Genomic DNA, 22,495 nt, shown 5'->3' on the forward strand with positions numbered 1-22,495 from the left:
TTATTTTGCCTCCGCAACAGAAAGAGAAACCGGAACATCCAACAAGGTCGGTGCAATCTGTTGATTGGCTAAATCAAACGCCTGATTGATGCGTGCTAACAGCGCGGTATCGCCATTGAGCCACTGATGAGACTGCATGTCCCACACCCAGAATGACTGATGATTTAAACTTCTCGCGATGAGACTCAGACGACCCACATAAAGAATATCCACTTCACGGGTTACCTCGTCCGGGGTGGTAATATCATCCTGATAAGTCGCAATCTTATTACCGTAGTCCATTTCGATTTGGTAAGCCTCTAAGATACGACGATATTTTTCCGCTTCACTGACATCGGCCCGCCCCATCAACGCGGTGAGTTGCTCGACTCGCGCCCGGCGCTGTTCAAGCTTGATCGGTTTATCTTGTGCAATGATCTGTTTCAGTCCGTCAATCATGTGATACATCAACGGCACAATCCCCTGTCGGGTCTCTTTGATATCATTGATTTGTTGCGTCAGACTGGTCATTTCTTGGTTTTGGCTGTCAATCAAGGTCTTCAGATGATGGCGATAGACTTGTAAATTATTCACCTCTTCTCTCAGCCTTTCGATGGATGCTTTCAGTTCAATTGATTCAGAGGCACTCTTATCAATGACCTTCTGGCTGTGTGCGGAGGCCTGATTGGTTTTTTCCTGAATGGATTGAGCCTGATCGATTTTTGTTGCGAATGTCGGAAATGCTGCCAATGCAGCCAAAGCGAATGCACTGTATCTGAAACGATTCATAGAGATAAAGTAGGTTGCGTCAAATTGATTTCATCTTAATGAGAAAAACTCTCATTATCAACCAATAAATCAATTGAGGGATGGATAGCATTCAGCCAGACATACAACGCTATCGTTCTCAATCACTTCGGTATATGATTCAGGACATTTCCCCGCAAGGAGTCAATCATGCAGCCCCGAATTGTCGGACACCGCGGTGTCGCCGGAAACTATCCGGAAAATACCATGGCCAGTATCATGGCCGCAATTGACCTCGGCCTTAAATGGATCGAGGTGGATATTCAGCCCACCAAAGATCAGGTTCTGGTGGTCTGTCACGATTACAAAATTAATCGCTGTAGTAACGGTAAAGGACGCATTGATCAACTAACCGTCGAGGAACTTCAACAGTTCGACTTCGGCAGTTGGTTTGCACCAAGTTTTGCCGGAGAAACCATTCTGACCTTGCAAGAACTGCTCAGAGTTGTGAAAGCCACGGGTATCCATGTCAATCTCGAAGTGAAACTTGATCATGAGGCAACCGGCCCGGTGATTGCCTCACTCAAGAAAGAACTAGAGACCAGTGATGTCTCACCCGATTCGATTTTATTATCCAGCTTCCATCATGATGTGATGCGGGAAATGAGTCGTCAGCTGCCTGAATTTCGTCTCGGTGTTTTAGCCGAAAGACTGAACAAAAAAATTATCCGTCTGTTGGATGAAACATCCGCTTTCAGTTGCCATCTCAATGCACGTTGGCTGACCAAGAAACAGATTAAAAAGCTACGTGAGAAGTCAGTTGAGATTTGGTGTTATACGGTCAACAATCCGCGTTTCCGACACCTGTCTGCCGTTGATGGGATTTTCAGTGATTTTCCGCAACGATTTTTAGCACCGGCAACGGCCCAATAAGCAAAAGATTGATGCGTAGCGGAAAAATCATTGGGGGAAAGCGTCTCGACGGTGCGGCCTCACTGCATTCGCGAGTGTCAGAAACCACGGTTTAATGTAACAGAGCCTGATGCAGAAGTGGTTAATACAAATAAGCTGATAGTCTGAATGCAATCTATCAGCTTCGTTTCCCCCCTATGTGACTGGATCTTACAGGTTACTCTGAATCAGTTCTGCCCTAAAATGCGTTACAACTTTTCTGACCCATCAATACTCAAGCAAGAAAAACCGTATCCTCTTTCAGACTGTTTCAAGTTGATAGAAATCTATTAATTGAAAAACGACAATATAGAGTGCTTGTTCTTAGACTCATACACTTTAAACTCTATACTAATATGTTTTCATAGGTGCTCTATATGTTCTTTCAAACAAAGTATTATTTGCTCAAGCTACGCAATTTGCTTTACCGCATGCCACTGCAATATAAGTTGTATAAATTTCGAAAAGGTAGGTATGGGAGAGCACAGAACAACCTTAAATATGTAGCTTTTACTTTGTTTTGCATGCAGTCCGTGAAGCTGTTTCCCGAATACAACATGTCTCAGCATGAAAAAATAGCAAATAAAGTAAGGAATAAGGCTTTTGGCTTTTATGATGTTGGTGGCGAATTCAACGAGAAACTATCTGTTGATGAAGAGATTGTTTTAGAAAGTGTGCCTCTAGAGATGTATCAGGGTTTAATTTCAGACTATCACAATTTATGGCGGTATAATGCAAGACGAAACTTGCTAAGCTTTCTCGAAACCTCTTGGGATGAGACACCTCAAAGTCACATAAAAACAGAAGAAATCAATGAGATTCAAGCCAATCAAATATGTGTGGCAGCTAAAACGGCACGCAAAGAGAACCGACAAAAAGTAAAACGACTGACCAAGAATAGATTGAATTATTTTGCGGCTGACATTGTTGGTAAAGTAAAAGTAACTAGTCAGCAGTTCTCAACATTTCTCGCTTTCTTGACGGCAATGTTTTTCGTCAGCGGCTTCCTGCATACTAAACTTTTGTTTTGGAACTACGACATAAATGTTGGGGACTTTTTCACAATTAATGATTATGTGTCTGCGAGCATTGAATCGATAGCTTGGCTTTTGGTAACCACCGTCATATCTTTGCTTGGCGTTCTATTCGGTTCAGTTAATGCAGTGAAGCAGATTGCTGTTGAAGAAGATTATGGGAAAGATGATAAGTCAATAACATTTGCGAGTTTTAGTTATAAATTACTGACTATTGGATTTATTAGCCTACTAATAGTCCCAAGCGCTATGACAGGGAAGATAGAGCCCAGCACTATTTACTTAGGTGCAATTGTAGCCTTTTATCTATGCTTTTTTAGATTGCCTATCTGGCGTTATATCGAAAATTACAAACAAGTTTCAATCTATCTATTTATAGTTGTAGCCATGGCTATAAATCTTGTCTATTCATCTATAGATCATGCGTACAAACTAGAGAGTAAACCTAATACGGAGCAGTATTCTGTCGTATTCAAAGACTCAATGAAAAGAATGCCTAATCATTCGTTAATCATGCTAAATTCTAATTTTGGCTTCTTTTTAGCACATGATACTCAAGATCTGGTCGTTGTAGCAAGAGGAGAACTAAAGATGATAACTGCGAAAAAACATGACTCAATTCTTGATACTTTGACTGTTCATTGGTGAAAGGATATTGTCCCAAAATAAGCCGTGGGATGCAGAATGTAGGTGTACGATGAAGTCACACGGTATAATCAAAACTGTCAGATCTAGTCGGAACGAATACAGATACGCCAATAAACCGGAACGCCAAGTCCCGGTTCATTCACACATCATTACTCATCAATCCCCAGATCTTTGGCCAGCGCCTGAATCTCTTTCAAATCCATCTGATTGACTTTGATCAGCTGATTGACTTTACCCAAACGTTCATTGGCAGCATCCTGTTGATCACAGGCATCGGAATGTGCATCCCACGAGGTGCCTTGCAGATAAAGATCACACTCTTTCTTCAGCTCTTTCTTCTTCTGCTGTAAGGTTTCCCGCTCTTTTTCCAGCGACTCAAGTGACTGCTTCACTTTCAGCTCTTTCTGGAACAGTTCACGAGACCGCTCAAACATCGTCGCCTGAAGGTCGGCCTGATGATTCAGCCGGTTATTGACTTTGTTGACCTGAGTGATCTTCGACTTCTCTTCAGATAACTGCTTTGCCAACTCAGCTTTTTCCTGAGCCAACTGCTCGACTTTGCCATTCAGCTCATCGACCTGCTTTTGATAAGCACTTTTTTCGTCCGCTAACTTTTGATCAAACTCTTTACTCAGTTGTTGAATTTTCAAATGAGTTTGTTGATCTGAATCGACTAGTGTTTTCTGATTGGCTTGTTCAAGCTGATGATAGCGTGTTTCCAGCATCTGATAAGCCTCTTGCCAGCGTTGTCCCGATAGCAAAGCACCAATCAGTCCGCCCGCGGCAATCCCTATCACAGCAGCGATACCAATGTAGATATAAGTACGCTTGTCCCTTTGCTCAATAACGACAACGTCTTCATCTCCATCATCCAAACTGTCAGATTGTTTATTCACAATAACTCCATCTGCTTTAACGTATTAATTCACTTACAACAACGGCTACCAGGTAAACTGCAAAAGCGCTACACAGTACGACAATAATGCCCTTCTGGATGTTTTCTCGAGTGTCGTATCGAACCAAAACATATGCAAGCGCAATCAAAACAATAATTGCAATGAGTCTAACCATAATTATTCCGCCTTACTCATTTGGGATTTATATCATGATTCTTTTATTTAAGGTCAGAGGAAAGTCGATAATACATCAAGTCATCATTTTTTATAGATTTACCTAAATTCTGTAGGTGACATCACAAAATTTTTGGATTAACATCACCGCGTAAATCATCAATTTAGATGATTGTTCCAGTGAAGACTACAGGAGAGAGGTTGTTAACCTATTTTTAACAAATTAGGTACACATACCCGCCGAAGAAGTAAATCTTTCAGGTGCTTTATTCTTCCCCCAAGAAGAATTGCGAGGACTGTAGTTGGAGGAACCTCTGGAGAGAATCGTTGAATCGATCGCCGAAGGAGCAAGTCCCATCCGGGATGAAACTCTCAGGCAAAAGGACAGAGGAGTGAAAGGCACATTTTTTGAAAATTTATTCGACGCGTCGTCCGTTATTTCAGGATGATCACTTTATAATCAACCTTTCCTCTTCTCCTTATCTGTACTTATTTTAAGGGGAAATCATGCAAGACCTGCAATCTATATTCAGTGCTATCGATAGTTTTATTTGGGGCCCACCACTACTCATTTTACTGGTCGGAACCGGTATCTACTTCACATTCAGTCTCGGACTGCTGCAATTCCGCCACTTACCCACCGCATTAAAACTGGTGTTTGGCCGTTCGTCACAAGGCAAAACCGGTGATGTTTCCAGCTTCGCGGCACTATGTACCGCACTATCCGCAACCATCGGAACCGGCAACATTGTCGGTGTCGCAACGGCAATCAAACTTGGCGGGCCCGGTGCGCTGTTCTGGATGTGGTTTGCTGCTCTGTTCGGCATGGCGACCAAATACGCGGAATGTCTGTTGGCCGTCAAATATCGCAAAACCGATGAAAAAGGCCAAATGGTTGGCGGGCCGATGTATTTTCTACAGTATGGTGTGGGTTCAAAATTATTGGCGACGGCCTTCGCAGTATTTGCGATTGGCGTGGCATTCTTTGGTATTGGGACATTTCCGCAAGTCAACGCGATTGTCGATGCATCGCAACTCTCATTCGGAGTTTCCAGAGAAGTCGCAGCTGGTATCCTGACGCTACTGGTTGCCATTGTCACCATCGGTGGCATTCAGTCGATTTCAAAAGTTGCCAGTAAAGTGGTACCGACCATGGCGCTGTTTTATATTCTGGCCTGTCTGTCGGTCTTAATCATGCAAGCGGATCAGTTTGTTCCCGCAGTCCTGCTGGTGATTCAATCTGCTTTCACATCGACCGCAGCAACCGGAGGTTTTGCCGGTGCCACGATTATGTTGGCGATTCAAGCCGGTGTCGCCCGCGGCGTATTCTCCAATGAGTCAGGTCTTGGCAGCGCCCCGATGGCAGCCGCCGCCGCGAAAACGGACTCTTGTGTACGACAAGGGTTGATCTCCATGACGGGGACATTCTTTGATACGATTCTGATCTGTACCATGACAGGCTTGGCTTTAATCCTCACCAATGCGTGGCAGGGTGATCTGTCCGGTGCGGCGATGACAACCCATGCGTTTGCCGTTGGTCTTGATTCAGCAACGGTTGGCCCGATGCTGGTATCCATCGGATTAATCTTCTTTGCGTTTACCACCATTCTTGGCTGGAACTACTACGGCGAGCGCTGTGTGGTGTTCTTATTTGGCACCAAAGGTATCCTGACCTATAAACTCATCTTCATCGCACTGATTGCTTCCGGTGCATTTTTGCATCTGGATTTAATCTGGATTATTGCTGATATCGTCAATGGTCTGATGGCAATTCCGAACCTGATTGGCTTGCTGATGTTAAGAAAAGTGGTGATTGAAGAAACTGCGTTATTCTTCCGTCACGGTATGATGAAATCGGCCCCTGCCGAAGCCTGACGCCTGTCGGAGATTTAACCGTTCGTTGAGCGCGTCGTGTGACATATCACAGGCGCGCTGCTTCTTTCAATGTCAGTGACTGATCCCATAGGCAGGCTCGGAGGCCAGCCTGAGACCAAAGCGTTAAATTGCCCTGCTCACACCGCCCCGTATCCAGATTCCAGTTTTTCAGCCAGTCCGTTGCACCGTGCTCATAAACACTCTCACCCAGTAAACATTGATATCGGATGATATTCGCCACCGTAAAATCGAAGACCTGATCATAATGCCAGCAACCATAAGGGGTCTCCAGATGCTCAATGTACTGACGATCAATGGCTGAAATCTGCGGATAAACCAAGCCAAGAAAAGCCGCAACATGGCGAGAAAACGGAAATAACCGATATTGATCTTCAACCAATGACATCACGCGAATAAACCCGACATACCAGCCGTCAATATCCGGCGTGCCGAATTGCTGTCCATAAGTATCAAGCAGTGAATCCCGCCACACCGTCTCAATCACATGGTCAATCTGATGGGGTGACTGAATCTCTGCACAGTGGAGCAAATGACGGGATAGTCGTTCGACATAACCAATATCACCCAGCCCCATCCGTTGCCAGATAAACGCATCCTGATGCATCTCACACTCGCGATGCTGTTGTTTATTCTGGTCGTACTCTCCGACTTTAAGTTCAATCACCGGATGAATCGTGATATCGGTAATCACATGAGCAAGAAACCCACTCAGCCAGGCAAACGCACGATCCTGCTGTTCCCCCTGTAAGCGACGGACATGCTCAATCATACTACGCAACAAATCACCGACAGATTGATAGTGCATCCGATCCGCCCACGCAGCCTGAAGAGAATCAGTAATTTTCAGATAAGGAAAATCTGGAGAAACCGCGCCCATTTCTACGTAACGCTGGTTCACGAGTAAAATACGTTGCATTCGGCTGGGTAAAGTGTACAGCGCATCACCTTGCATGAATGCCTGATTGACTGCGGTAATGTGAGCAAATGCACCCGGCATAATCAACCTTCACCATTGCTTGTCTACTGATAACAACTTACGTGATTTTTATGACATTTATCTTGCATAAAAAGTAATGAGACACAATTCAATTATTTATTGCTTTGATGATTAAGCTTCTCCTGACCCCAGATGCCCGGCCATCACACATTCAACGCATACTGCCTGGCTAATCGAGCCGCCTGACAAATCCGCTGAGTCGGTGTACTTGCTGATGAGGGAAAGTGGATCAATTGATAAATTTCCGGATACGCCTCACCGGTCACCGCTGACTCTCCCAGCCAGCCGATAATATTGAAGTAATTCAACTGATCCTGACGGGTGACAAATCCTTTCTGACGAGCAATCTGCGCATGGGCTTCCACCCAGAGATCCCCACGCTCCTGCTGGAATAACACCTCAGGAAAATGGCGTTGCATGTGATGATATATCGCTTCAAGCAGACTCTGCCATGCAATATGGCTCAGCTGCTGCCATTGCGCCGGTGTTAATTGCAGTGGCAATTCAAAAAAGACCATCGGCTCAAAATCTGCCCGGGCCATGATTTGCCATCCCAAAGACGTTGGGAGCCAAGCCTTATCCATCGGCTGCCAAAACCAGTGACACGATGCACTGAGTAACGTCCACGCCACGTCTGCATGAGCCATATTGAGATAGCTGGTCGTCCCATAAGGAGACAACACCTGTATCTGTTGCCTGAAATGTTCGGCGAGTTGCTTGATCGACCATGATGAACGAAAGAAAAATCCCTCGGAACTCTGCTGATGTCTCAAAAACCAGTGCTTCACTGAATGATCGACGGCCAATAGATAAGGTGAGTGTTCTTCATCCGATTCACACAGATAAACAGCTGCCGATTCAACAATCGGATCGTCAGGAAAATAGGCTTGGTAATAAGGCGGCAACTGACGTCCATCAACAAACAAGTAGAAACGATCATTCGTCCCTGTGGGCATCAAACCGAGTATTTGTTCAGATTGAAACATGTTCATCGCTCAAAATCATCCACGACGAGACGACAAGGTGAGCGAACTGACTTGTTCAAAATAGGGTCGAGATAACCAATGGAAGCATCGCTAGTGACTGTCATGATCATTCCTTTATATAGGTAAGGTGAAAAGCTACTCCGCTAAAATCTGCTACGGATTCAACGAATTGTTCATTATATGAATTAACTCAATAGAGCCATAATAAAAACTCAATTGAGTTAAAATTTAATTCTATCAATCTTTTTCTCATCATGACGATTGCATTTTGCAATTTAGATCACTTTTGGGAGTCACTTAACAAATAAAACTAATAATAAAAATCACATATAAATCAATAAGTCACAAAAAACAAAAATCATTGTGTGTTTCACAGCATCTTGATATACCCTTGAATTCATTTGCTACCACTTAAACAGAGGTTGAATCTATGAACGCGTACCATCAGTTGGTTGAGCATGTAAAAAATATCTCTCACTTCGAGCATCTTGCTGCAATCTGTGGTTGGGATCAGGCTGCAATGATGCCGCCAGGCGGTGCACAAGCACGAGCTGAGTCCATGGCTGCACTACACGTTCATATTCACCAGTTGATGAACCAGCCCCAGCTTGCCGAATGGTTTGCACAGGCAGAACAAGCGCCTCTCTCAACAGAGCAACAAGCGGTTTTGCGCGAGATAAAGCGGCGGTGGCAACAAGCCACGGTATTGCCTGAATCATTAGTTCAAGCCAAATCAATCGTCGGTGCCCGCTGCGAACATGCCTGGCGCCAACAGAAACAAGTTAATGACTGGGCCGGATTTGCGGCCAACTGGGAAGAAGTGGTCAAACTCTCACGGGAAGAGGCCCAGATCCGCGCTGCCGCTACAGGCAAAACCCCTTATGATGCGATGCTTGATCTGTATGAGCCCGGTGCATCTACCGCAACGCTGGATCGCTTATTTGACGATGTGAAATCTTGGCTGCCAGCGTTGATTGACCAAGTGATTGAGAAACAATCCCACGAATCTGTGCTGCTACCACGGGGCAATTATCCGAGTGAGACGCAAAAATCACTGGGATTAGCTGTCATGCAACTCCTGCAATTCGATTTCGATCACGGCCGACTCGATGAAAGTACTCACCCGTTTTGTGGCGGTGTGCCGAGCGATGTGCGCATCACAACCCGCTACAACGAGACAGAGTTTGTCCAATCGCTAATGGGAATCGTCCACGAAACCGGCCACGCCCGCTATGAGCAAGGCTTACCGAAAGCCTATGCCGGAACAGCCGCCGGTGAAGCGCGCTCAATGGGGATTCATGAGTCACAATCACTCTTTTTTGAAATGCAGATTGGCCGCAATCCTCAATTTATTTCTCATTTGGCGGATCTGGCAGCCCGGCATTTCAACGCCCATAATGATCCGGTATTTGCAGAAGCGAACCTGCAAAAACTGTACTCTAGAGTGAATAAGGACTTTATCCGGGTCGATGCCGATGAACTCACCTACCCTGCCCATGTCATTCTGCGTTACGAAATCGAGCGTGATCTGATGAATGGTGTGATCGAATTCCGCGATGTCCCGGAATTATGGGATCAAAAGATGCAGCATTATCTCGGGCTGTCCACTCAAGGCAATTATCGCCAAGGTTGTATGCAAGATATTCACTGGACAGACGGTTCATTCGGCTACTTCCCGTCTTATACCCTCGGTGCGATGTATGCTGCACAATTTATGGCGGCCATGCGACAAACTGTTGATGTTGACAGGGTAATCGGCAGCGGTGACCTCACTCCGATTTTCACTTGGCTCAGCGAGAACATCTGGAGCAAAGGCAGCTTATTCACCACCGATGAACTGGTGAAACAGGCAACGGGTGAAACGTTGAATCCGGCGCATTTCAAAGCCCACCTTGAAGGTCGTTATCTCGGTTAAGCTATCTTGGTTTAGAGCTATCTTGGAATAATCAAAAAGCGGAATTCATTCCGCTTTTTTTACTTTCATGTCACGAGCTGACACCAGCCAAAATGACTCATCATCTTATCGGATCGCCGCTCAATTAAGGCCAGTTCGGCTTTTTTCTCTTCCGCACAAACTGTTTGGGTGTCATACGCGCAATCTGCTTACATTCCCGGGTCATATGGGCCTGATCGGCAAAGCCCTGCTCCAGCGCCAGAGCCGACAAAGAGATGTCAGGCTGTGCCCGAAGCTGCTCTAAAGTCTGTCTCACCCGAGTAATGCGCTGATAATGCTTCGGAGTAATCCCCAGCCATTTCTGAAACTGACGCTCTCTCTGGCGCTGACTGATCGTTGCTCGCTCTTGGTCAATAATATGACTGACATCCTGAGGCGCACATGCTGCAATCAGATCTTGGCACCAGCGGTATAACACAACCATTCTCGCTGACGGCGAATGCGCGGTTTGCAGAGATGCAAATGTCGCGAACGCCAAAGAGGCGAGCGGATGATCCCCCTCAATTCGCAACGGTTGTGCTAAGCGTTGACCAAATAACTGATAACCGACAGCCGGATGAAAGCGCACCCCGGCCATAACAGTACCGGGCGGCAGGCAAACCTGATGCGCTAGCGTGCTGACGGGCAGTAACAAAACCCCCGGGCTCTGCCACTCGCCGTCCATCTGCACCTCATTTTGCAAAATAAACGTCACACCGGTTCCGGCATCACTGAGTAATTCCTTACGCACCGTTTGCACCATGTCAGACGCGACGGAAACCGACCAGATTGCCTGAATATGGCCGGCTAACTTTCCCTGAGGTTTAAATATCTCAAAGTCTAAGCTCAAACGAATTATCCTATTTAACCACAACTGATTTAACCACGACTCAGAGAAGAACATCGTATCCATTGATACTCTTTCTTTTTCGTCTTCAGTTAAAGTATAAACAGTCAAGTCCCGATTAGATTAACCCGAGTTCAATTATTTGGACTGGTATACCCCCACCTGAGGCTTAAATGCCTTCACGATTCGATTCCAACTATTGATGGCGTTGATCGCAATCGTCAGGTTGACCATCGCTTTTTCACCAAAGGTATCTAAAGTCAGTTGATAGGTATCATCATCGACCGGCAGACCGGCCGTCAGTAATTCAGCCCAGCCCAACGCAACTTGTTCTGCATCGCTGTAGAAGTACATGTCTTTCCACGCACTAAGCCCCCATATCCGTTCAGGCTTTTCCCCCAGTTTAAGTGCGTCTTTACTGTGCATATCGATACAAAATGCACATTGATTGATTTGCGAAACACGCAACTTGACCAGTTCCCATATGGTCATATTCATGGTGTCAGATTGACGGAATTGCTCATGGAAATACGCTTCCTGAGCATACAAGATGTCAATTGCCTTCGGTGCGATGTCGGTGTAGCTGAGTCGTTTTTGCATGGTCTTTCTCCTTTATTTTTTTACATGATAAAAAACGCACTGAGCAATAGATTGAAGATTTTCGACATGTTGCTGAAATCACCCCACAACCATATTTCGGTCATCAACGAAGCATCTCTTTTTCAATTCGCTACAGTAGCGGCAACAATGAAGTGACATAGATAGGGAAAGACATGATAGCTGTATTATTTGAGGCAATGGCGGTTACCGAAAAGAAAGAGCGGTATTTCCAGTTAGCGGAGCAGTTAAAACCACTGCTCAGTGATATCGAGGGTTTTATCTCCATCGAACGCTTTCAAAGCACAACGAACCCGGACAAATTTATATCTCTGTCTTGGTGGCAAGATGAAGAAGCGATCAAAAAATGGAAGAAAAATGTACAGCACAAACTTGCTCAAAACGAAGGAAAATCCTCTATTTTCTCTTCTTACAAAATCAACGTTTTAACCTCAACTCGGGAATATTGTTCACAATAACATAGAGATAGAAAGATGCATGATATACATATTATTTTAAAAAATAGCCCCGGAGAATTATCCCGCTTTGGAGAGATCCTAGGAAAACATGGCATTGGATTAGAAGGCGGAGGCGTATTTACTCATGACCATCAAAGCCATGCTCATTTTCTAGTTGCAGATGGTGAGAAAGCGAGGGAAGTTCTTACTGACAATGGGTTTGAAGTGAAGGACGTTGTTTCTCCACTCATACGCAAACTTAAGCAAGAACAACCCGGTGAGCTTGGTGCAATAGCCAGAGCATTGGCAGACAAAGGGGTTAACATTATGGTTCAGTATAGTGATCATGATAATCGGTTGATACTGATCACTGATAACGATACATTGGCGGAAAATGCGACGATTGATTGGGCTGTCCACACTTGAGCAAACAAAATTATTCTTCGATAAAATCGATAGATTATAGTCAGGAAACCGACATGGCAGCTTTGGCAGCTGCTATGTCTGACCCTTCTAGAATGAAAATCCTATGTGCCTTGATGGATGGAAAAGCTTGGACCGCGACGGAGCTAAGCGCGGTCGCTGATATTGCGGCATCTACAACTAGCTCTCACCTATCTCGTCTGTTAAAAAGCAATCTTGTCATTTGTTTATCTCAAGGGCGACATAGATATTTTCGCCTATATAACAGCAGCGTCGCTGAATTACTCGAAAAAATGATGGGAATGACTTTTCCAGTCAGTCGTGCTTCTCGCGCCAAAGTGCCGAAGGAACTGCGAAAAGCAAGAACATGTTATGACCATTTAGCCGGTGAAATAGCAGTTAAATTATATGATTCTCTGGTCAAAAATCACTGGATTGAGAGCGATGGCAAAAAGCTTACGATACAAGGGCAAGAAAAGCTCTTACAGTTAGGCGTTCATCTAAATGCAAAAACCAGACGTAAAGCATGTTGTCCATGCTTAGACTGGAGCGAAAGAAAGTTCCACGTCGGCGGTTATTTAGGGGCATCATTACTCAGTTTTTTTGAAAATAATCACTGGATAGAAAGAGTCTCTGGATATCGCGAAGTGATGATTACGAGTAAAGGTAAAAAAGAACTGGATAAGCATTTTTTCAGTCATCAATAACGGTGAGCCGGAGATTATTGACACACGCTTCGTTCAATCCCGTTTTTAACACAGAATGTGAAGATGCCAGTTCCATTATTGACGATTCTGAACTATCCTACCCGCCACACAATCACTTAAATTTCAATAAGCTACATAATACCAATCCAAAAGCTTGTTCACAGTTATGCATGGTTCGGCAGATCCGCCAGGATTGACTGCGTATTGTTTGAGTGAAAACCCAATATTGAGATTAACAATAAAGGAGAAGTCGATGAAACGACTCTTGGTTGTTTTATTTATGGGCACAATTGTTTTATCCGGCTGTGCCACGCTAAGTAAAGAAGAATGTATGACAGCTAACTGGCATCAAATCGGATATGAAGACGGTGCACAAGGATATCCGGATACTCGGATTGCTTCCCATCGTGAAGCTTGTGCTGAATACGGTATTTCTCCCGATTTTAAGGCTTATCAAGACGGTCATAAAGAAGGTGTCACGCGTTTCTGTACCGCCCGCAATGGATTTGCGCAAGGTAAGCAAGGATACGATTACACCGGTATCTGCCCGCCGTCATTAGAAGGTGATTTCCTCAAAGGCTATCAAGCCGGTCATGAAATACATTCCGTTTCTTCAACATTAAGTAATTTACGCTATGAACAAAGTAGTAATGAGCGAGAGATTAAAGACCTGCGCTCGAAAATTACCGACAAAACCAATTTAATGCTCTCGAATGAAACAACCATTGATAACCGTTACCGGTTAAATCAACAAATCAGCCAGATGCAACAAGACTTGGGCGGATTAGAACAACGCAACAAACAACTGATTGCGGATATCGCCCGGACTCAAGCAAAGTTAAGCGCGCTTGAAAACCAGTCGGTGCATTTCTAAATCGATACTTCTAAATCAATCGGTGGCTGTAGTGATCTGACAGCCACTGTCACTTCAATGCTCCCCTGTTAACTCACTCGCAAAACCTCATACTTTTTTCATACTTTTATTTTCTAAAAAACAGATAACCTACTCTCTGCACTGGCAAAATCCGGTGCCGGGCGTAGGAACCCGTCATTGCTTTCCGGCATTATAGGTTGCTAACTTTACGTTGGTTTCTTACTATATGCGGCCTCAGCACACCTGAATAATGGTGAGCTGGGCAAGGCAGCTTCGGCTGGCCGTGTTCCGGAGAGAACGGTATTCCTACACCTTGTTCCAGTTCACCACCCGAGCGTAGGAACTCCCGTGGTGATATGTTTTTTCACTAACTCTTCGGAAGATAACTATGTACGAAACCATCCCTTACGATCCCGAGTTTGCCCAAAAAGCCCGCGAATATCTGCGTCAGTTAGAAGAAATGTTTGAAGCCGAACAGCGGCACAACAGTCAAGAGCTACGCAATGTACTGCTGTACCTGAATAATCTGATTACCACCCATTACGTGCGCTACCATCAAGAGATTGATGGGGAGGATTTGGTGTAACGAGGATCTGGATTGATTTGGCGAGCCGCAGATGCGGCTCGTTTTAAATATAAAACAATCAGTGAACATGCAGGCTATAACATCATGCCGCCAGAGGCTTCTATTCTCTGTCCGGTGACCCAGCCAAACCCGTCGCTGAACATCGCTGCGATGATTTTACCGATATCATCTGCCTCACCCACACGGCCTAACGCCGTAACGGATGCGATCATCGCCTGAGCTTGTTCGCTATGACGAATGGCACCGTCTTTAAAGTCTGTCATGATCGCGCCCGGAGCCAGTGTATTAACACGAATCCCTTTGGCGGCAAACTCTTTGGCCATGTAACGCGTCATCACTTCTACTGCCCCTTTTGCCATAGCATACGCTGCCGAGCCGGGGAAAGAGAAACGTGTCAGGCCGGATGATATATTGACGATGTGCCCGCCCTGTTCAATCAGCGGCAACAGTTTTTGAGTCAAGAAAAACGGTCCCTTAACATGAATATTCAGCATGTCGTCAAGCTCATGTATACCGGTTTGTTCAATATTCGCGTTCACACCTGTCCCCGCATTGTTGAGCAAGTAATCCAGCGTTTCACGCCCCAATTGCGCGTTTAATATGGCACTGACCGTTTCTGCCAAATCATCAAATAATGATCCATCTCGGATATCACATTGAATAGAAAACGCTTTCTGTCCTTTTTGCTGAATTTTTTCAACGACATCCAAAGCGGCTTTCTCATTCCGATGGTAAGTAAAAATAATATCGACATGCTGTTCAGCGAGCTTAAGCGCAGCCTCCCGCCCAATGCCACGACTGCCTCCGGTGATAAATGCAACTTTATTCATCTGCTGACCTCTTCTGTTTGATGGTGAACCGTTGAGTCAACAAATTACAGGAATAAATTACCTTGAAAAATACGCCTAATGAGATAACACTGTTCATAAATAATGAACAGTGAGCGCGTATGGATAAGATTGAAACGATGAAACGTTTTATTGCTGTGGTACAAAATGGCAGCTTTACTCAGGCTTCCGGGCAATTAAACGTCCCTAAATCAGCAATCTCAACATCAATCACCAGACTGGAAGAACATCTACAAACGCGTTTGCTGCATCGCAGTACCCGACAAATTTCATTGTCTGAGGCCGGTGAACGCTATTATGTCCAGTGCTTACGCTTACTGGATGAGTTGGAAGCTTTGGAAAACCAATTTCAACGGGAAAGCGAAGAACTCAGTGGTGTCATCAAAATCGATATGCCGAGTCGATTTTTCTCCACCGTGGTGGCCCCTCATTTACCCGCGTGGTTTCAACAATATCCGAAAACGCGCATTCAACTGCTTGGCGCTGACTATCGGATTGACCCGATAAAAGCGCGAGTCGATTGCGTCATTCGTGGCGGAGAACTTGAAAACAGCAATTTGGTCAGCCGACATTTGGGAATGATGGATATGGTGAACTGCATTAGCCCCGGTTATGCCGCACAGTATGGTATACCCGTCTCACCGGACGACCTCAATCATCATTTTGTTGTGGATTACGTCCATGCAAGTACGCCGTCACCACAGGGTTTCGAATACAGCCGAAATAATCACACGCACTTTGTACCGACACCCAGCCTGATTTCTGTCACAACGACCGATGCCTATTTATCCGCATGTTTAAATGGATTAGGAATCATCCAGCTCCCCCGACGTGGTGTTCAACAACAGCTGGCAAGCGGTGAGCTGATTGAAGTATTAACCGAATTCACTTGCGCACCAATGTCTTTGTCGGTGCTTTATGAGTCGCGGCGCCAACAGCCCAAAAGACTGAGTGTATTTATTGATTGGTTGGTCACTTTATTCAGACAAATCAATGCGGATATCGTGTCGTGATCCATATGAGAGCTCCCATTGCCCCGACAGAACGCTTGACTGAATAATCTGATGACCACCCACAATATGCGCTACCACGAAGCGCCTGCTTTTATTGATTAGGATGATAACGATTGCGAGCAGCAGTTGCGGCTTATTTTATATAATCATTATTTGATGCTGATTTTAGATGATTGGAAAATTCTACTGTGGCTGTTGTTATTTTTCAGGAGAAACGCAATCTCTACCGCTGTGCCATTGGGTGCTCTGGATTTAATTGAAGCAAATCCCAGAGATTCCCATATAAGTCTTCAAATACTGCGACTGTCCCGTAGTCCTGTTCTTTGGGATCACGAACAAATTTAATGCCTATTGATTTCATATGTTCATAATCACGCCAGAAATCGTCAGTATTTAAAAATAGAAAGACTCGCCCACCGGCCTGATTACCAATGAAATCATGTTGCTCAGGTTTTGAGGCTCTCGCGAGTAACAACGTCACGCCATGTGAATTTGGTGGTGCAACCACAACCCAGCGTTTATCTTGTTCTGGTTGATAGGTATCTTCAATAAGCTCAAATTGAAGCTTATTCACATAAAAATCTATCGCTTCATCGTAGTCCTTTACTACCAATGCAATGTGTACAATATTTTGCTTCATTTTCTACCTTATATAGTAAATGACTCGAATGATATCAGGCCAATTTACCCCGTCTAATACGCTTAACAAAAATGCCATCATAAACGCTAATCTTCAAAAGTGCTCCCCTTCATTAAACCAAGGGGCATAGGAAACATCCGGTGCCGGGCGTAGGAACCCGTAACAACTCACAGCATATGGATTTGCCAACATCATTTGGGTTTTCTATTATGTACGGCCTCAGCACACCTGAATTATGGTGAGCTGGGCAAGGCAGCTTCGGCTAGCCGTACCTAGAGAGCGGTATTCCTACACCTTGTTCCAGTTCACCACCCGAGCGTAGGAACTCCCGTGGTGAAATTCTTCCCATTAATCTCTGGAGTTTACTATGTACGAAACTATCCCTTACAATCCCGAGTTTGCTCAAAAAGCCCGTGAATACCTGCGTCAGTTAGAAGAAATATTCGAAGCCGAACAGCGGCACAACAGTCAAGAGCTACGCAACGTACTGCTGTATCTGAATAATCTGATTACCACCCATTATGTGCGCTACCATCAAGAGATTGATGGGGAGGATTTGGTGTAGTTATTTGGATTTCGAGCCGCAATTGCGGCTCGTTTCGGGCTCTAATTTTTAAAGTAAAACCTTACCAGACTTCATTAATAGCAGCCTGCGGATATTTAGATTTGACCGTCTTATAGTAATGGTTATTTCTATAATTAAAGTTGACTCTATTTATATAACGCTCCGTAGCTTCTCTACATTCTGTGCCTTTTGAAAAAATATCATCCATTTTTTTTCCATCATTAATGATACATTGATAAAAAGCACAAATATTAGATTCAAAATGTTTAAAGTCAGATTCATTTTTATCAAGAGAGTCAATAAAAATTTTGAAACCATTCACAAAATCAGTAACAGAAATATCATTTGCATCGATATATCTAAACATCACTTTCATTCCAAAATGGTACATATGAACACCCCAGTCAGGGTCTCTTGCAAGAAACCCATCTTCCCCTTTAAAAAATTTTATAGGATCTAACTGAAAATGATATTTAAATTCTTCATTACTATAGCTACTCATTACCTAAAATCTCCGATTTTTCAAACTGAGATGCCAATTTATTAATATCTCCCTCATGCCTAATATCTTCAGCTCCTTTAAGAACCGCCTCCCGGATACCACCTTTTGACTCACCACCCGGCACCCATTCTCCCGGATAGGCCCCCGGCTCATTACCTGTTGGCATCTCAAATTTAAATCGAGGATCATCAGGAGCAATACGAATAATCAAAATAGGCTGTGACTTAAATTCATCCAGTGCTCGATCTTCTAAGCCAAGAGCTAACTTTTCATTTAAAACCTGATGATCACCAGTTCTCTTAAATTCACTGATAATCGGCTCCATATCTTCAGGTAAACCCGCAAATTTCCCCGGCGGCCAAGTTTTAAATTCAGAATCAGGGTTAAGGAAAGATCCCGGTTGTACAATGGTACCCCCCTGCTCTCTGAATCGATCTAAATGCGCGGTAATATACTCATCGGGTAAATATGTCGTTGGGGCATCACGATTGAAACGCTCCTGATTGATGATCTCATCAAACTTTTCCTGCGTCATCGGGATATGTTCCGGCTTTTTGAAGTTCGCCGTATTCCCCGAATATGTATCACTAGGAGGACAACTCCCCACACACTGCGTCAACCCCAGCGGGTCAATCCACCCCGTCGGATTTTTCACATACTGGTAGTTGTTTAAACCACCTGCAAGCCCTATCGGGTCGGGGGTGATAAAGCGTCCGGTGCTCGGGCTATAGTAACGGTGACGGTTGTAATGTAAACCCGTTTCTGCATCATAATACTGCCCCTGAAAACGCAGCGGGCTGACGATTTCTGCCTTGCGCTGGTAAGCCACATTACCGTAACTGTGGTAATCCACCGACCAGGCCACGGCACCGGTGGCATCGGTAATTTCCAGCGGCGTACCAATCTGGTCAAGGTGATAGAAATAAGGTGTGGCGTTGTCTGCCCCTTCACCGGTCACCAGTGCCAGCGGTTTAAAGCTGCCGTACTCGTACAGATAGGTCTGGTAGTGATGCTCTCCCGATTCTGCCAGCAGTTTATCCCCCTGCCACAGAAATTCAGTTTGCCGGGTCTGCCCGGTTTTGTCGGTAACCGCTTTATGAATCCGTCTGCCAAACGCATCATATCGGTATTCAGCGCTGCTGCCGTCAGGCTTTTCGACTCGGATAAGCCGGTGCTGACAGTCATATGCATAGGTTGTGACCAGGGACTGATGGGTGCCCCGCGCTTCCTGTATCAGGTTCCCGAACTCATCATACTGATAATGACAGTCCCCCTGAAACAGCAGTTGGTTGCCGGACACATTGCTCAGCCGGTCTTGTATCAGGTTACCGGCCGGGTCATGGGCAAAGCTCTCGCTGATATTACCGCGCACCTGTGTCAGGCGGTCTAACGGGTCGTAGTGATATTGCGTCACACCGCGCAGGTTATCTTCCACCTGCGTCAGATTGCCCGAGCGGTTGTACTGATAACGGCGGAATAACGTCTGTTGCTGCGCCTGACTCACCCGGTGCTCACTCAACCGGCCCAGCTCGTCATACTGAAAATGACTGGTCAACGCACCCTGTGTCCGGCGGGTTTCCAGACCGCTCACCTGATATTGGTGTTGCGTCAGGCAATGCCCGTTCAGGCTGACCTGCTGCAACCGCCCGTGCTGAAATTGATAATCAAGATTGGTTCATCCCCGTGTGTACGGGGAACACGTGTCATGGACACTATGGTCATGTCACAGCTACGGTTCATCCCCGTGTGTACGGGGAACACGAGGCAGGCGGTACAGGACTTGTTGTTGTTCCCGGTTCATCCCCGTGTGTACGGGGAACACGGTATTATTGATTTGCCCAAGGAGGATATCGCCGGTTCATCCCCGTGTGTACGGGGAACACCAGTCGATCAATTCTGAGATGTCCTCATACCACGGTTCATCCCCGTGTGTACGGGGAACACTGAATTGGGTTTATCCCCAATCATCACGGGCGCGGTTCATCCCCGTGTGTACGGGGAACACCGGCGATTTATCAAACGAGGTCACAAAGCAAGCGGTTCATCCCCGTGTGTACGGGGAACACTTCATATTTCTGAATTTATTCAGGACGCCAGTCGGTTCATCCCCGTGTGTACGGGGAACACCATAGTATAACCACGCCTATGCGATTGCAATTCGGTTCATCCCCGTGTGTACGGGGAACACAAATCATCGTCGCGACGGTGCTCAAATCGATTCGGTTCATCCCCGTGTGTACGGGGAACACACGTGTTGGCCGCGCGTGCGAACCTCGCCGTTCGGTTCATCCCCGTGTGTACGGGGAACACTCCAAATATAGATTATTGATCAATAAAAAGAAATTTCATCATTAACAATCTACCAACATTTTAAAGAACAAAAATCATCTTCCCAAAGTGCTGCAACTGGATTGAATTTTATCAATTTCAGACAATCATCGGCTGATTATTTTTAGAACCCACACCCAAAATCTCATACTTTTTTCATACTTTTATTTTCCCAAAAACAGATAACCTACCCTCTGTACTGGCAAAATCCGGTGCCGGGATTAGGAACCCCGTTATTTTCGCAGAACATGTAAGAATCAGTATGTTACTAGATTTTTACATGAGGCTTTGGCACACTTGCATTTTGGTGAGCTAGGCTAAGGGCGCTTTGGCGCACCGTGTATTGCGAGCGGTAGTTCCTAACCTTGTCTAGTTCACCGCCTAAAGATTAGGAACCTTTGCGTGGTGGTTTTAATTTCATCGCAAAACAGAGGTGACAACCTATGTACGAAACCATTCCTTATAATCACGAGTTCGCCCAAAAAGCCCGCGAATATTTGCGTCAGTTAGAAGAAATATTCGAAGCCGAACAGCGGCACAACAGTCAAGAGCTACGCAACGTACTGCTGTATCTGAATAATCTGATTACCACTCATTATGTGCGCTACCATCAAGAGATTGACGGGGAGGATTTGGTGTAATTAATGGGTTTATTTGGATTTCGAGCCGCGGTTGCGGCTCGTTTTGGAATATAAGGTGTAACTCGTCGGCTACGTTCCTAACCAAGGCGAGGATCACCGTCAATATCACAGCGAATTGTATTGTGCTCGTCCCCGAGATCAGTTGATGTGAAAATAAAACAGCCGGGACTATTTTTAGCCCGACTGTTTTTTTGGGGGTTGAATTTGTGAATCGAGTTAGAGGAGACTGTTAATTATCTCCATTTTTTCCCATAATTGACTGTCATCAAATTCTTCATATCTATATCGTGCTGCCAAAAAAGTTCACCTTCCGGACGTTCTTCGTGTGCTAATACAACTGTAAATCCAACTTCATTATTTGATTTTTCAAATGTGTAGAAATTACCAGATAGAATATCTATTTTTTTTAACTTTTTTTCAGACAGCTCTAATAAAAACAATCCTTCGTCTTTAGAAAAAAAAGCTGCATACTTCTCATCTTCACTAAGAATGGCTTGTGTAATATGAGGAATTTCAAATTTCATCCAATCCAAACCCACATAAAATGAAATGCTTTTCTTTAATATTTTTATTTTTTTCATTATTTTTTCACCTTCGGTAGCTTAGTATTAGACACAACTTTCATATAAGCATCTTTGGTAAAATCATTATCAGCATTAGCAACTGCATTTTGATAATCTTTATACAATAATTTTACTTGTTCTCCCCCTCCCGGAAGATAAGAATATGAACCGTCAGCAGCTTTATTTATCTGAGGACCAACAGGTCCATACTCAACTTCAAAAGGTTTCTGAACCTCATATGTGACTTTTCTATCTAAAGTTGGCTTCCATTCGTCAATAATTGCCAAATTATTTCTACCAAATATTGCATCTGGAATATCATTTGGAGAAGCAAACTGCCCAGGATAGTTTCCTCGCCCTGTATTAGTGATCATTGTAAATTTCTCCCTTGGCTCAGCTAATCTCGTTTTAGGCTGATAACCTATAGGCCACGGAGATTTACCATCTCTAAGGGTTTCAAATGCATCAACCGTAGACATTTCATCTTTGAACATGCCTTCATGATGCCTCTTAAACTCTTCATATACTTCTCTTTGTTCATGAGGGATATGTTGTAAGGCACTCCCCGGACAATCCCCCACACACTGACTCAACCCCAGCGGGTCAATCCAGCCCGTCGGATTTTTCACATACTGGTAGTTGTTTAAACCACCTGCCAAACC

At 44.8% G+C, this 22,495-nt stretch carries 24 protein-coding genes, 1 CRISPR repeat array and 1 riboswitch; of the genes, 12 read left to right on the forward strand and 12 right to left on the reverse strand.

Going from position 1 to position 22,495, the window contains the following annotated elements:
* A complete protein-coding gene (locus tag VRK_RS07565; RefSeq protein ID WP_059120807.1) occupies positions 1 to 768 on the reverse strand; it encodes a DUF3450 domain-containing protein in 768 nt (255 codons plus the stop codon).
* A 168-nt stretch (positions 769 to 936) separates the two neighbouring features.
* Between VRK_RS07565 and VRK_RS07570 the strand changes: the two genes are divergently transcribed.
* Together VRK_RS07570 and VRK_RS07575 are read left to right on the forward strand one after the other, a co-directional pair.
* On the forward strand, positions 937 to 1,659 hold the full coding sequence (locus VRK_RS07570) for a glycerophosphodiester phosphodiesterase family protein (protein ID WP_059120808.1): 723 nt from the start codon (positions 937 to 939) through the stop codon (positions 1,657 to 1,659).
* Between the two features lie 575 nt (positions 1,660 to 2,234).
* Entirely contained in the window at positions 2,235 to 3,359 is a 1,125-nt protein-coding gene (locus VRK_RS07575) for a hypothetical protein (protein WP_157371874.1), read from the forward strand.
* A gap of 149 nt (positions 3,360 to 3,508) precedes the next feature.
* On the opposite strand, the gene VRK_RS07580 is transcribed toward VRK_RS07575, so the two are convergent.
* Entirely contained in the window at positions 3,509 to 4,255 is a 747-nt protein-coding gene (locus tag VRK_RS07580; RefSeq protein ID WP_059120810.1) for a hypothetical protein, read from the reverse strand.
* A gap of 478 nt (positions 4,256 to 4,733) precedes the next feature.
* Positions 4,734 to 4,827: riboswitch (glycine riboswitch) on the forward strand.
* 109 nt (positions 4,828 to 4,936) lie between these two features.
* Between VRK_RS07580 and VRK_RS07585 the strand changes: the two genes are divergently transcribed.
* Positions 4,937 to 6,304: an alanine/glycine:cation symporter family protein gene (locus VRK_RS07585; protein WP_059120811.1), complete on the forward strand. Its 1,368-nt coding sequence runs from the start codon at positions 4,937 to 4,939 to the stop codon at positions 6,302 to 6,304.
* Between the two features lie 46 nt (positions 6,305 to 6,350).
* Here VRK_RS07585 and VRK_RS07590 read toward each other — a convergent pair whose 3' ends face one another.
* The gene (locus VRK_RS07590) at positions 6,351 to 7,322 is read right to left on the reverse strand and encodes a zinc dependent phospholipase C family protein (RefSeq protein WP_059120812.1); all 972 of its coding nucleotides are present in this window, start codon (positions 7,320 to 7,322) and stop codon (positions 6,351 to 6,353) included.
* A 143-nt stretch (positions 7,323 to 7,465) separates the two neighbouring features.
* Complete coding sequence (locus VRK_RS07595) at positions 7,466 to 8,308, reverse strand: DUF4123 domain-containing protein (RefSeq protein ID WP_059120813.1); 843 nt, start codon at positions 8,306 to 8,308, stop codon at positions 7,466 to 7,468.
* 430 nt (positions 8,309 to 8,738) lie between these two features.
* On the opposite strand from VRK_RS07595, the gene VRK_RS07600 reads away from it, so the two are divergent.
* Positions 8,739 to 10,223, forward strand: coding sequence for a carboxypeptidase M32 (locus tag VRK_RS07600; protein WP_059120814.1), 1,485 nt, complete (start codon positions 8,739 to 8,741; stop codon positions 10,221 to 10,223).
* 124 nt (positions 10,224 to 10,347) lie between these two features.
* Here the strand turns inward: VRK_RS07600 and VRK_RS07605 are convergent, their stop codons facing one another.
* Positions 10,348 to 11,091: an AraC family transcriptional regulator gene (locus VRK_RS07605; RefSeq protein WP_059122702.1), complete on the reverse strand. Its 744-nt coding sequence runs from the start codon at positions 11,089 to 11,091 to the stop codon at positions 10,348 to 10,350.
* A 135-nt stretch (positions 11,092 to 11,226) separates the two neighbouring features.
* The gene (locus VRK_RS07610; protein ID WP_059120815.1) at positions 11,227 to 11,688 is read right to left on the reverse strand and encodes a carboxymuconolactone decarboxylase family protein; all 462 of its coding nucleotides are present in this window, start codon (positions 11,686 to 11,688) and stop codon (positions 11,227 to 11,229) included.
* 173 nt (positions 11,689 to 11,861) lie between these two features.
* Between VRK_RS07610 and VRK_RS07615 the strand changes: the two genes are divergently transcribed.
* The 5 genes from VRK_RS07615 (at position 11,862) to VRK_RS07635 (ending at position 14,733) form a co-directional block, all read left to right on the forward strand.
* A complete protein-coding gene (locus VRK_RS07615; RefSeq protein ID WP_059120816.1) occupies positions 11,862 to 12,164 on the forward strand; it encodes an antibiotic biosynthesis monooxygenase family protein in 303 nt (100 codons plus the stop codon).
* 15 nt (positions 12,165 to 12,179) lie between these two features.
* A complete protein-coding gene (locus VRK_RS07620; RefSeq protein ID WP_059120817.1) occupies positions 12,180 to 12,569 on the forward strand; it encodes a hypothetical protein in 390 nt (129 codons plus the stop codon).
* A gap of 53 nt (positions 12,570 to 12,622) precedes the next feature.
* Positions 12,623 to 13,273, forward strand: a complete 651-nt coding sequence (locus VRK_RS07625) for an ArsR/SmtB family transcription factor (RefSeq protein WP_082671343.1) — start codon at positions 12,623 to 12,625, stop codon at positions 13,271 to 13,273.
* Positions 13,274 to 13,526: 253 nt separating this feature from the next.
* Positions 13,527 to 14,147 carry a DUF2799 domain-containing protein gene (locus tag VRK_RS07630; protein ID WP_059120819.1) on the forward strand — a complete coding sequence of 207 codons (621 nt, stop codon included), beginning with the start codon at positions 13,527 to 13,529 and terminating at the stop codon, positions 14,145 to 14,147.
* 388 nt (positions 14,148 to 14,535) lie between these two features.
* On the forward strand, positions 14,536 to 14,733 hold the full coding sequence (locus VRK_RS07635; RefSeq protein WP_059120820.1) for a hypothetical protein: 198 nt from the start codon (positions 14,536 to 14,538) through the stop codon (positions 14,731 to 14,733).
* 74 nt (positions 14,734 to 14,807) lie between these two features.
* On the opposite strand, the gene VRK_RS07640 is transcribed toward VRK_RS07635, so the two are convergent.
* Positions 14,808 to 15,563 carry an SDR family NAD(P)-dependent oxidoreductase gene (locus VRK_RS07640; RefSeq protein ID WP_059120821.1) on the reverse strand — a complete coding sequence of 252 codons (756 nt, stop codon included), beginning with the start codon at positions 15,561 to 15,563 and terminating at the stop codon, positions 14,808 to 14,810.
* A gap of 119 nt (positions 15,564 to 15,682) precedes the next feature.
* Here VRK_RS07640 and VRK_RS07645 point away from each other — a divergent pair, with 119 nt between their 5' ends.
* Complete coding sequence (locus VRK_RS07645; protein WP_059120822.1) at positions 15,683 to 16,594, forward strand: LysR family transcriptional regulator; 912 nt, start codon at positions 15,683 to 15,685, stop codon at positions 16,592 to 16,594.
* Positions 16,595 to 16,817: 223 nt separating this feature from the next.
* Here VRK_RS07645 and VRK_RS07650 read toward each other — a convergent pair whose 3' ends face one another.
* On the reverse strand, positions 16,818 to 17,234 hold the full coding sequence (locus VRK_RS07650) for a VOC family protein (protein WP_059120823.1): 417 nt from the start codon (positions 17,232 to 17,234) through the stop codon (positions 16,818 to 16,820).
* Positions 17,235 to 17,601: 367 nt separating this feature from the next.
* On the opposite strand from VRK_RS07650, the gene VRK_RS07655 reads away from it, so the two are divergent.
* On the forward strand, positions 17,602 to 17,799 hold the full coding sequence (locus tag VRK_RS07655) for a hypothetical protein (RefSeq protein WP_038179236.1): 198 nt from the start codon (positions 17,602 to 17,604) through the stop codon (positions 17,797 to 17,799).
* Between the two features lie 61 nt (positions 17,800 to 17,860).
* Here the strand turns inward: VRK_RS07655 and VRK_RS07660 are convergent, their stop codons facing one another.
* On the reverse strand, positions 17,861 to 18,301 hold the full coding sequence (locus tag VRK_RS07660) for a hypothetical protein (protein WP_059120824.1): 441 nt from the start codon (positions 18,299 to 18,301) through the stop codon (positions 17,861 to 17,863).
* Positions 18,294 to 19,943, reverse strand: a complete 1,650-nt coding sequence (locus tag VRK_RS07665; protein ID WP_059120825.1) for an RHS repeat domain-containing protein — start codon at positions 19,941 to 19,943, stop codon at positions 18,294 to 18,296. The genes VRK_RS07660 and VRK_RS07665 overlap by 8 nt, the downstream gene beginning before the upstream one ends.
* Before the next feature lie 29 nt (positions 19,944 to 19,972).
* Positions 19,973 to 20,611: direct repeats of the CRISPR family, unit length 29 nt; unit sequence CGGTTCATCCCCGTGTGTACGGGGAACAC.
* A 461-nt stretch (positions 20,612 to 21,072) separates the two neighbouring features.
* Between VRK_RS07665 and VRK_RS07670 the strand changes: the two genes are divergently transcribed.
* On the forward strand, positions 21,073 to 21,270 hold the full coding sequence (locus VRK_RS07670; RefSeq protein ID WP_038181651.1) for a hypothetical protein: 198 nt from the start codon (positions 21,073 to 21,075) through the stop codon (positions 21,268 to 21,270).
* 233 nt (positions 21,271 to 21,503) lie between these two features.
* Here the strand turns inward: VRK_RS07670 and VRK_RS07675 are convergent, their stop codons facing one another.
* Positions 21,504 to 21,851, reverse strand: a complete 348-nt coding sequence (locus tag VRK_RS07675; RefSeq protein WP_059120826.1) for a hypothetical protein — start codon at positions 21,849 to 21,851, stop codon at positions 21,504 to 21,506.
* The coding region (locus VRK_RS21230) for a hypothetical protein (protein WP_197413071.1) at positions 21,851 to 22,495 on the reverse strand (645 nt) is incomplete at its 5' end. The genes VRK_RS07675 and VRK_RS21230, both read right to left, overlap by 1 nt.

Source organism: Vibrio sp. MEBiC08052 (assembly GCF_001506075.1).
GTDB lineage: Bacteria > Pseudomonadota > Gammaproteobacteria > Enterobacterales > Vibrionaceae > Vibrio.

Bases quoted from the DNA above. Each gene is read 5' to 3' on its own strand.
- VRK_RS07590 (WP_059120812.1), bottom strand. From the start codon at position 7,322: ATGCCGGGTGCATTTGCTCACATTACCGCAGTCAATCAGGCATTCATG.
- VRK_RS07615 (WP_059120816.1), top strand. From the start codon at position 11,862: ATGATAGCTGTATTATTTGAGGCAATGGCGGTTACCGAAAAGAAAGAG.
- VRK_RS07635 (WP_059120820.1), top strand. From the start codon at position 14,536: ATGTACGAAACCATCCCTTACGATCCCGAGTTTGCCCAAAAAGCCCGC.
- VRK_RS07600 (WP_059120814.1), top strand. From the start codon at position 8,739: ATGAACGCGTACCATCAGTTGGTTGAGCATGTAAAAAATATCTCTCAC.
- VRK_RS07655 (WP_038179236.1), top strand. From the start codon at position 17,602: ATGTACGAAACTATCCCTTACAATCCCGAGTTTGCTCAAAAAGCCCGT.
- VRK_RS07575 (WP_157371874.1), top strand. From the start codon at position 2,235: ATGTCTCAGCATGAAAAAATAGCAAATAAAGTAAGGAATAAGGCTTTT.
- VRK_RS07630 (WP_059120819.1), top strand. From the start codon at position 13,527: ATGAAACGACTCTTGGTTGTTTTATTTATGGGCACAATTGTTTTATCC.
- VRK_RS07660 (WP_059120824.1), bottom strand. From the start codon at position 18,301: ATGAGTAGCTATAGTAATGAAGAATTTAAATATCATTTTCAGTTAGAT.
- VRK_RS07620 (WP_059120817.1), top strand. From the start codon at position 12,180: ATGCATGATATACATATTATTTTAAAAAATAGCCCCGGAGAATTATCC.
- VRK_RS07640 (WP_059120821.1), bottom strand. From the start codon at position 15,563: ATGAATAAAGTTGCATTTATCACCGGAGGCAGTCGTGGCATTGGGCGG.
- VRK_RS07565 (WP_059120807.1), bottom strand. From the start codon at position 768: ATGAATCGTTTCAGATACAGTGCATTCGCTTTGGCTGCATTGGCAGCA.
- VRK_RS07570 (WP_059120808.1), top strand. From the start codon at position 937: ATGCAGCCCCGAATTGTCGGACACCGCGGTGTCGCCGGAAACTATCCG.
- VRK_RS07645 (WP_059120822.1), top strand. From the start codon at position 15,683: ATGGATAAGATTGAAACGATGAAACGTTTTATTGCTGTGGTACAAAAT.
- VRK_RS07675 (WP_059120826.1), bottom strand. From the start codon at position 21,851: ATGAAAAAAATAAAAATATTAAAGAAAAGCATTTCATTTTATGTGGGT.
- VRK_RS07595 (WP_059120813.1), bottom strand. From the start codon at position 8,308: ATGTTTCAATCTGAACAAATACTCGGTTTGATGCCCACAGGGACGAAT.
- VRK_RS07585 (WP_059120811.1), top strand. From the start codon at position 4,937: ATGCAAGACCTGCAATCTATATTCAGTGCTATCGATAGTTTTATTTGG.
- VRK_RS07650 (WP_059120823.1), bottom strand. From the start codon at position 17,234: ATGAAGCAAAATATTGTACACATTGCATTGGTAGTAAAGGACTACGAT.
- VRK_RS07670 (WP_038181651.1), top strand. From the start codon at position 21,073: ATGTACGAAACCATTCCTTATAATCACGAGTTCGCCCAAAAAGCCCGC.
- VRK_RS07610 (WP_059120815.1), bottom strand. From the start codon at position 11,688: ATGCAAAAACGACTCAGCTACACCGACATCGCACCGAAGGCAATTGAC.
- VRK_RS07625 (WP_082671343.1), top strand. From the start codon at position 12,623: ATGGCAGCTTTGGCAGCTGCTATGTCTGACCCTTCTAGAATGAAAATC.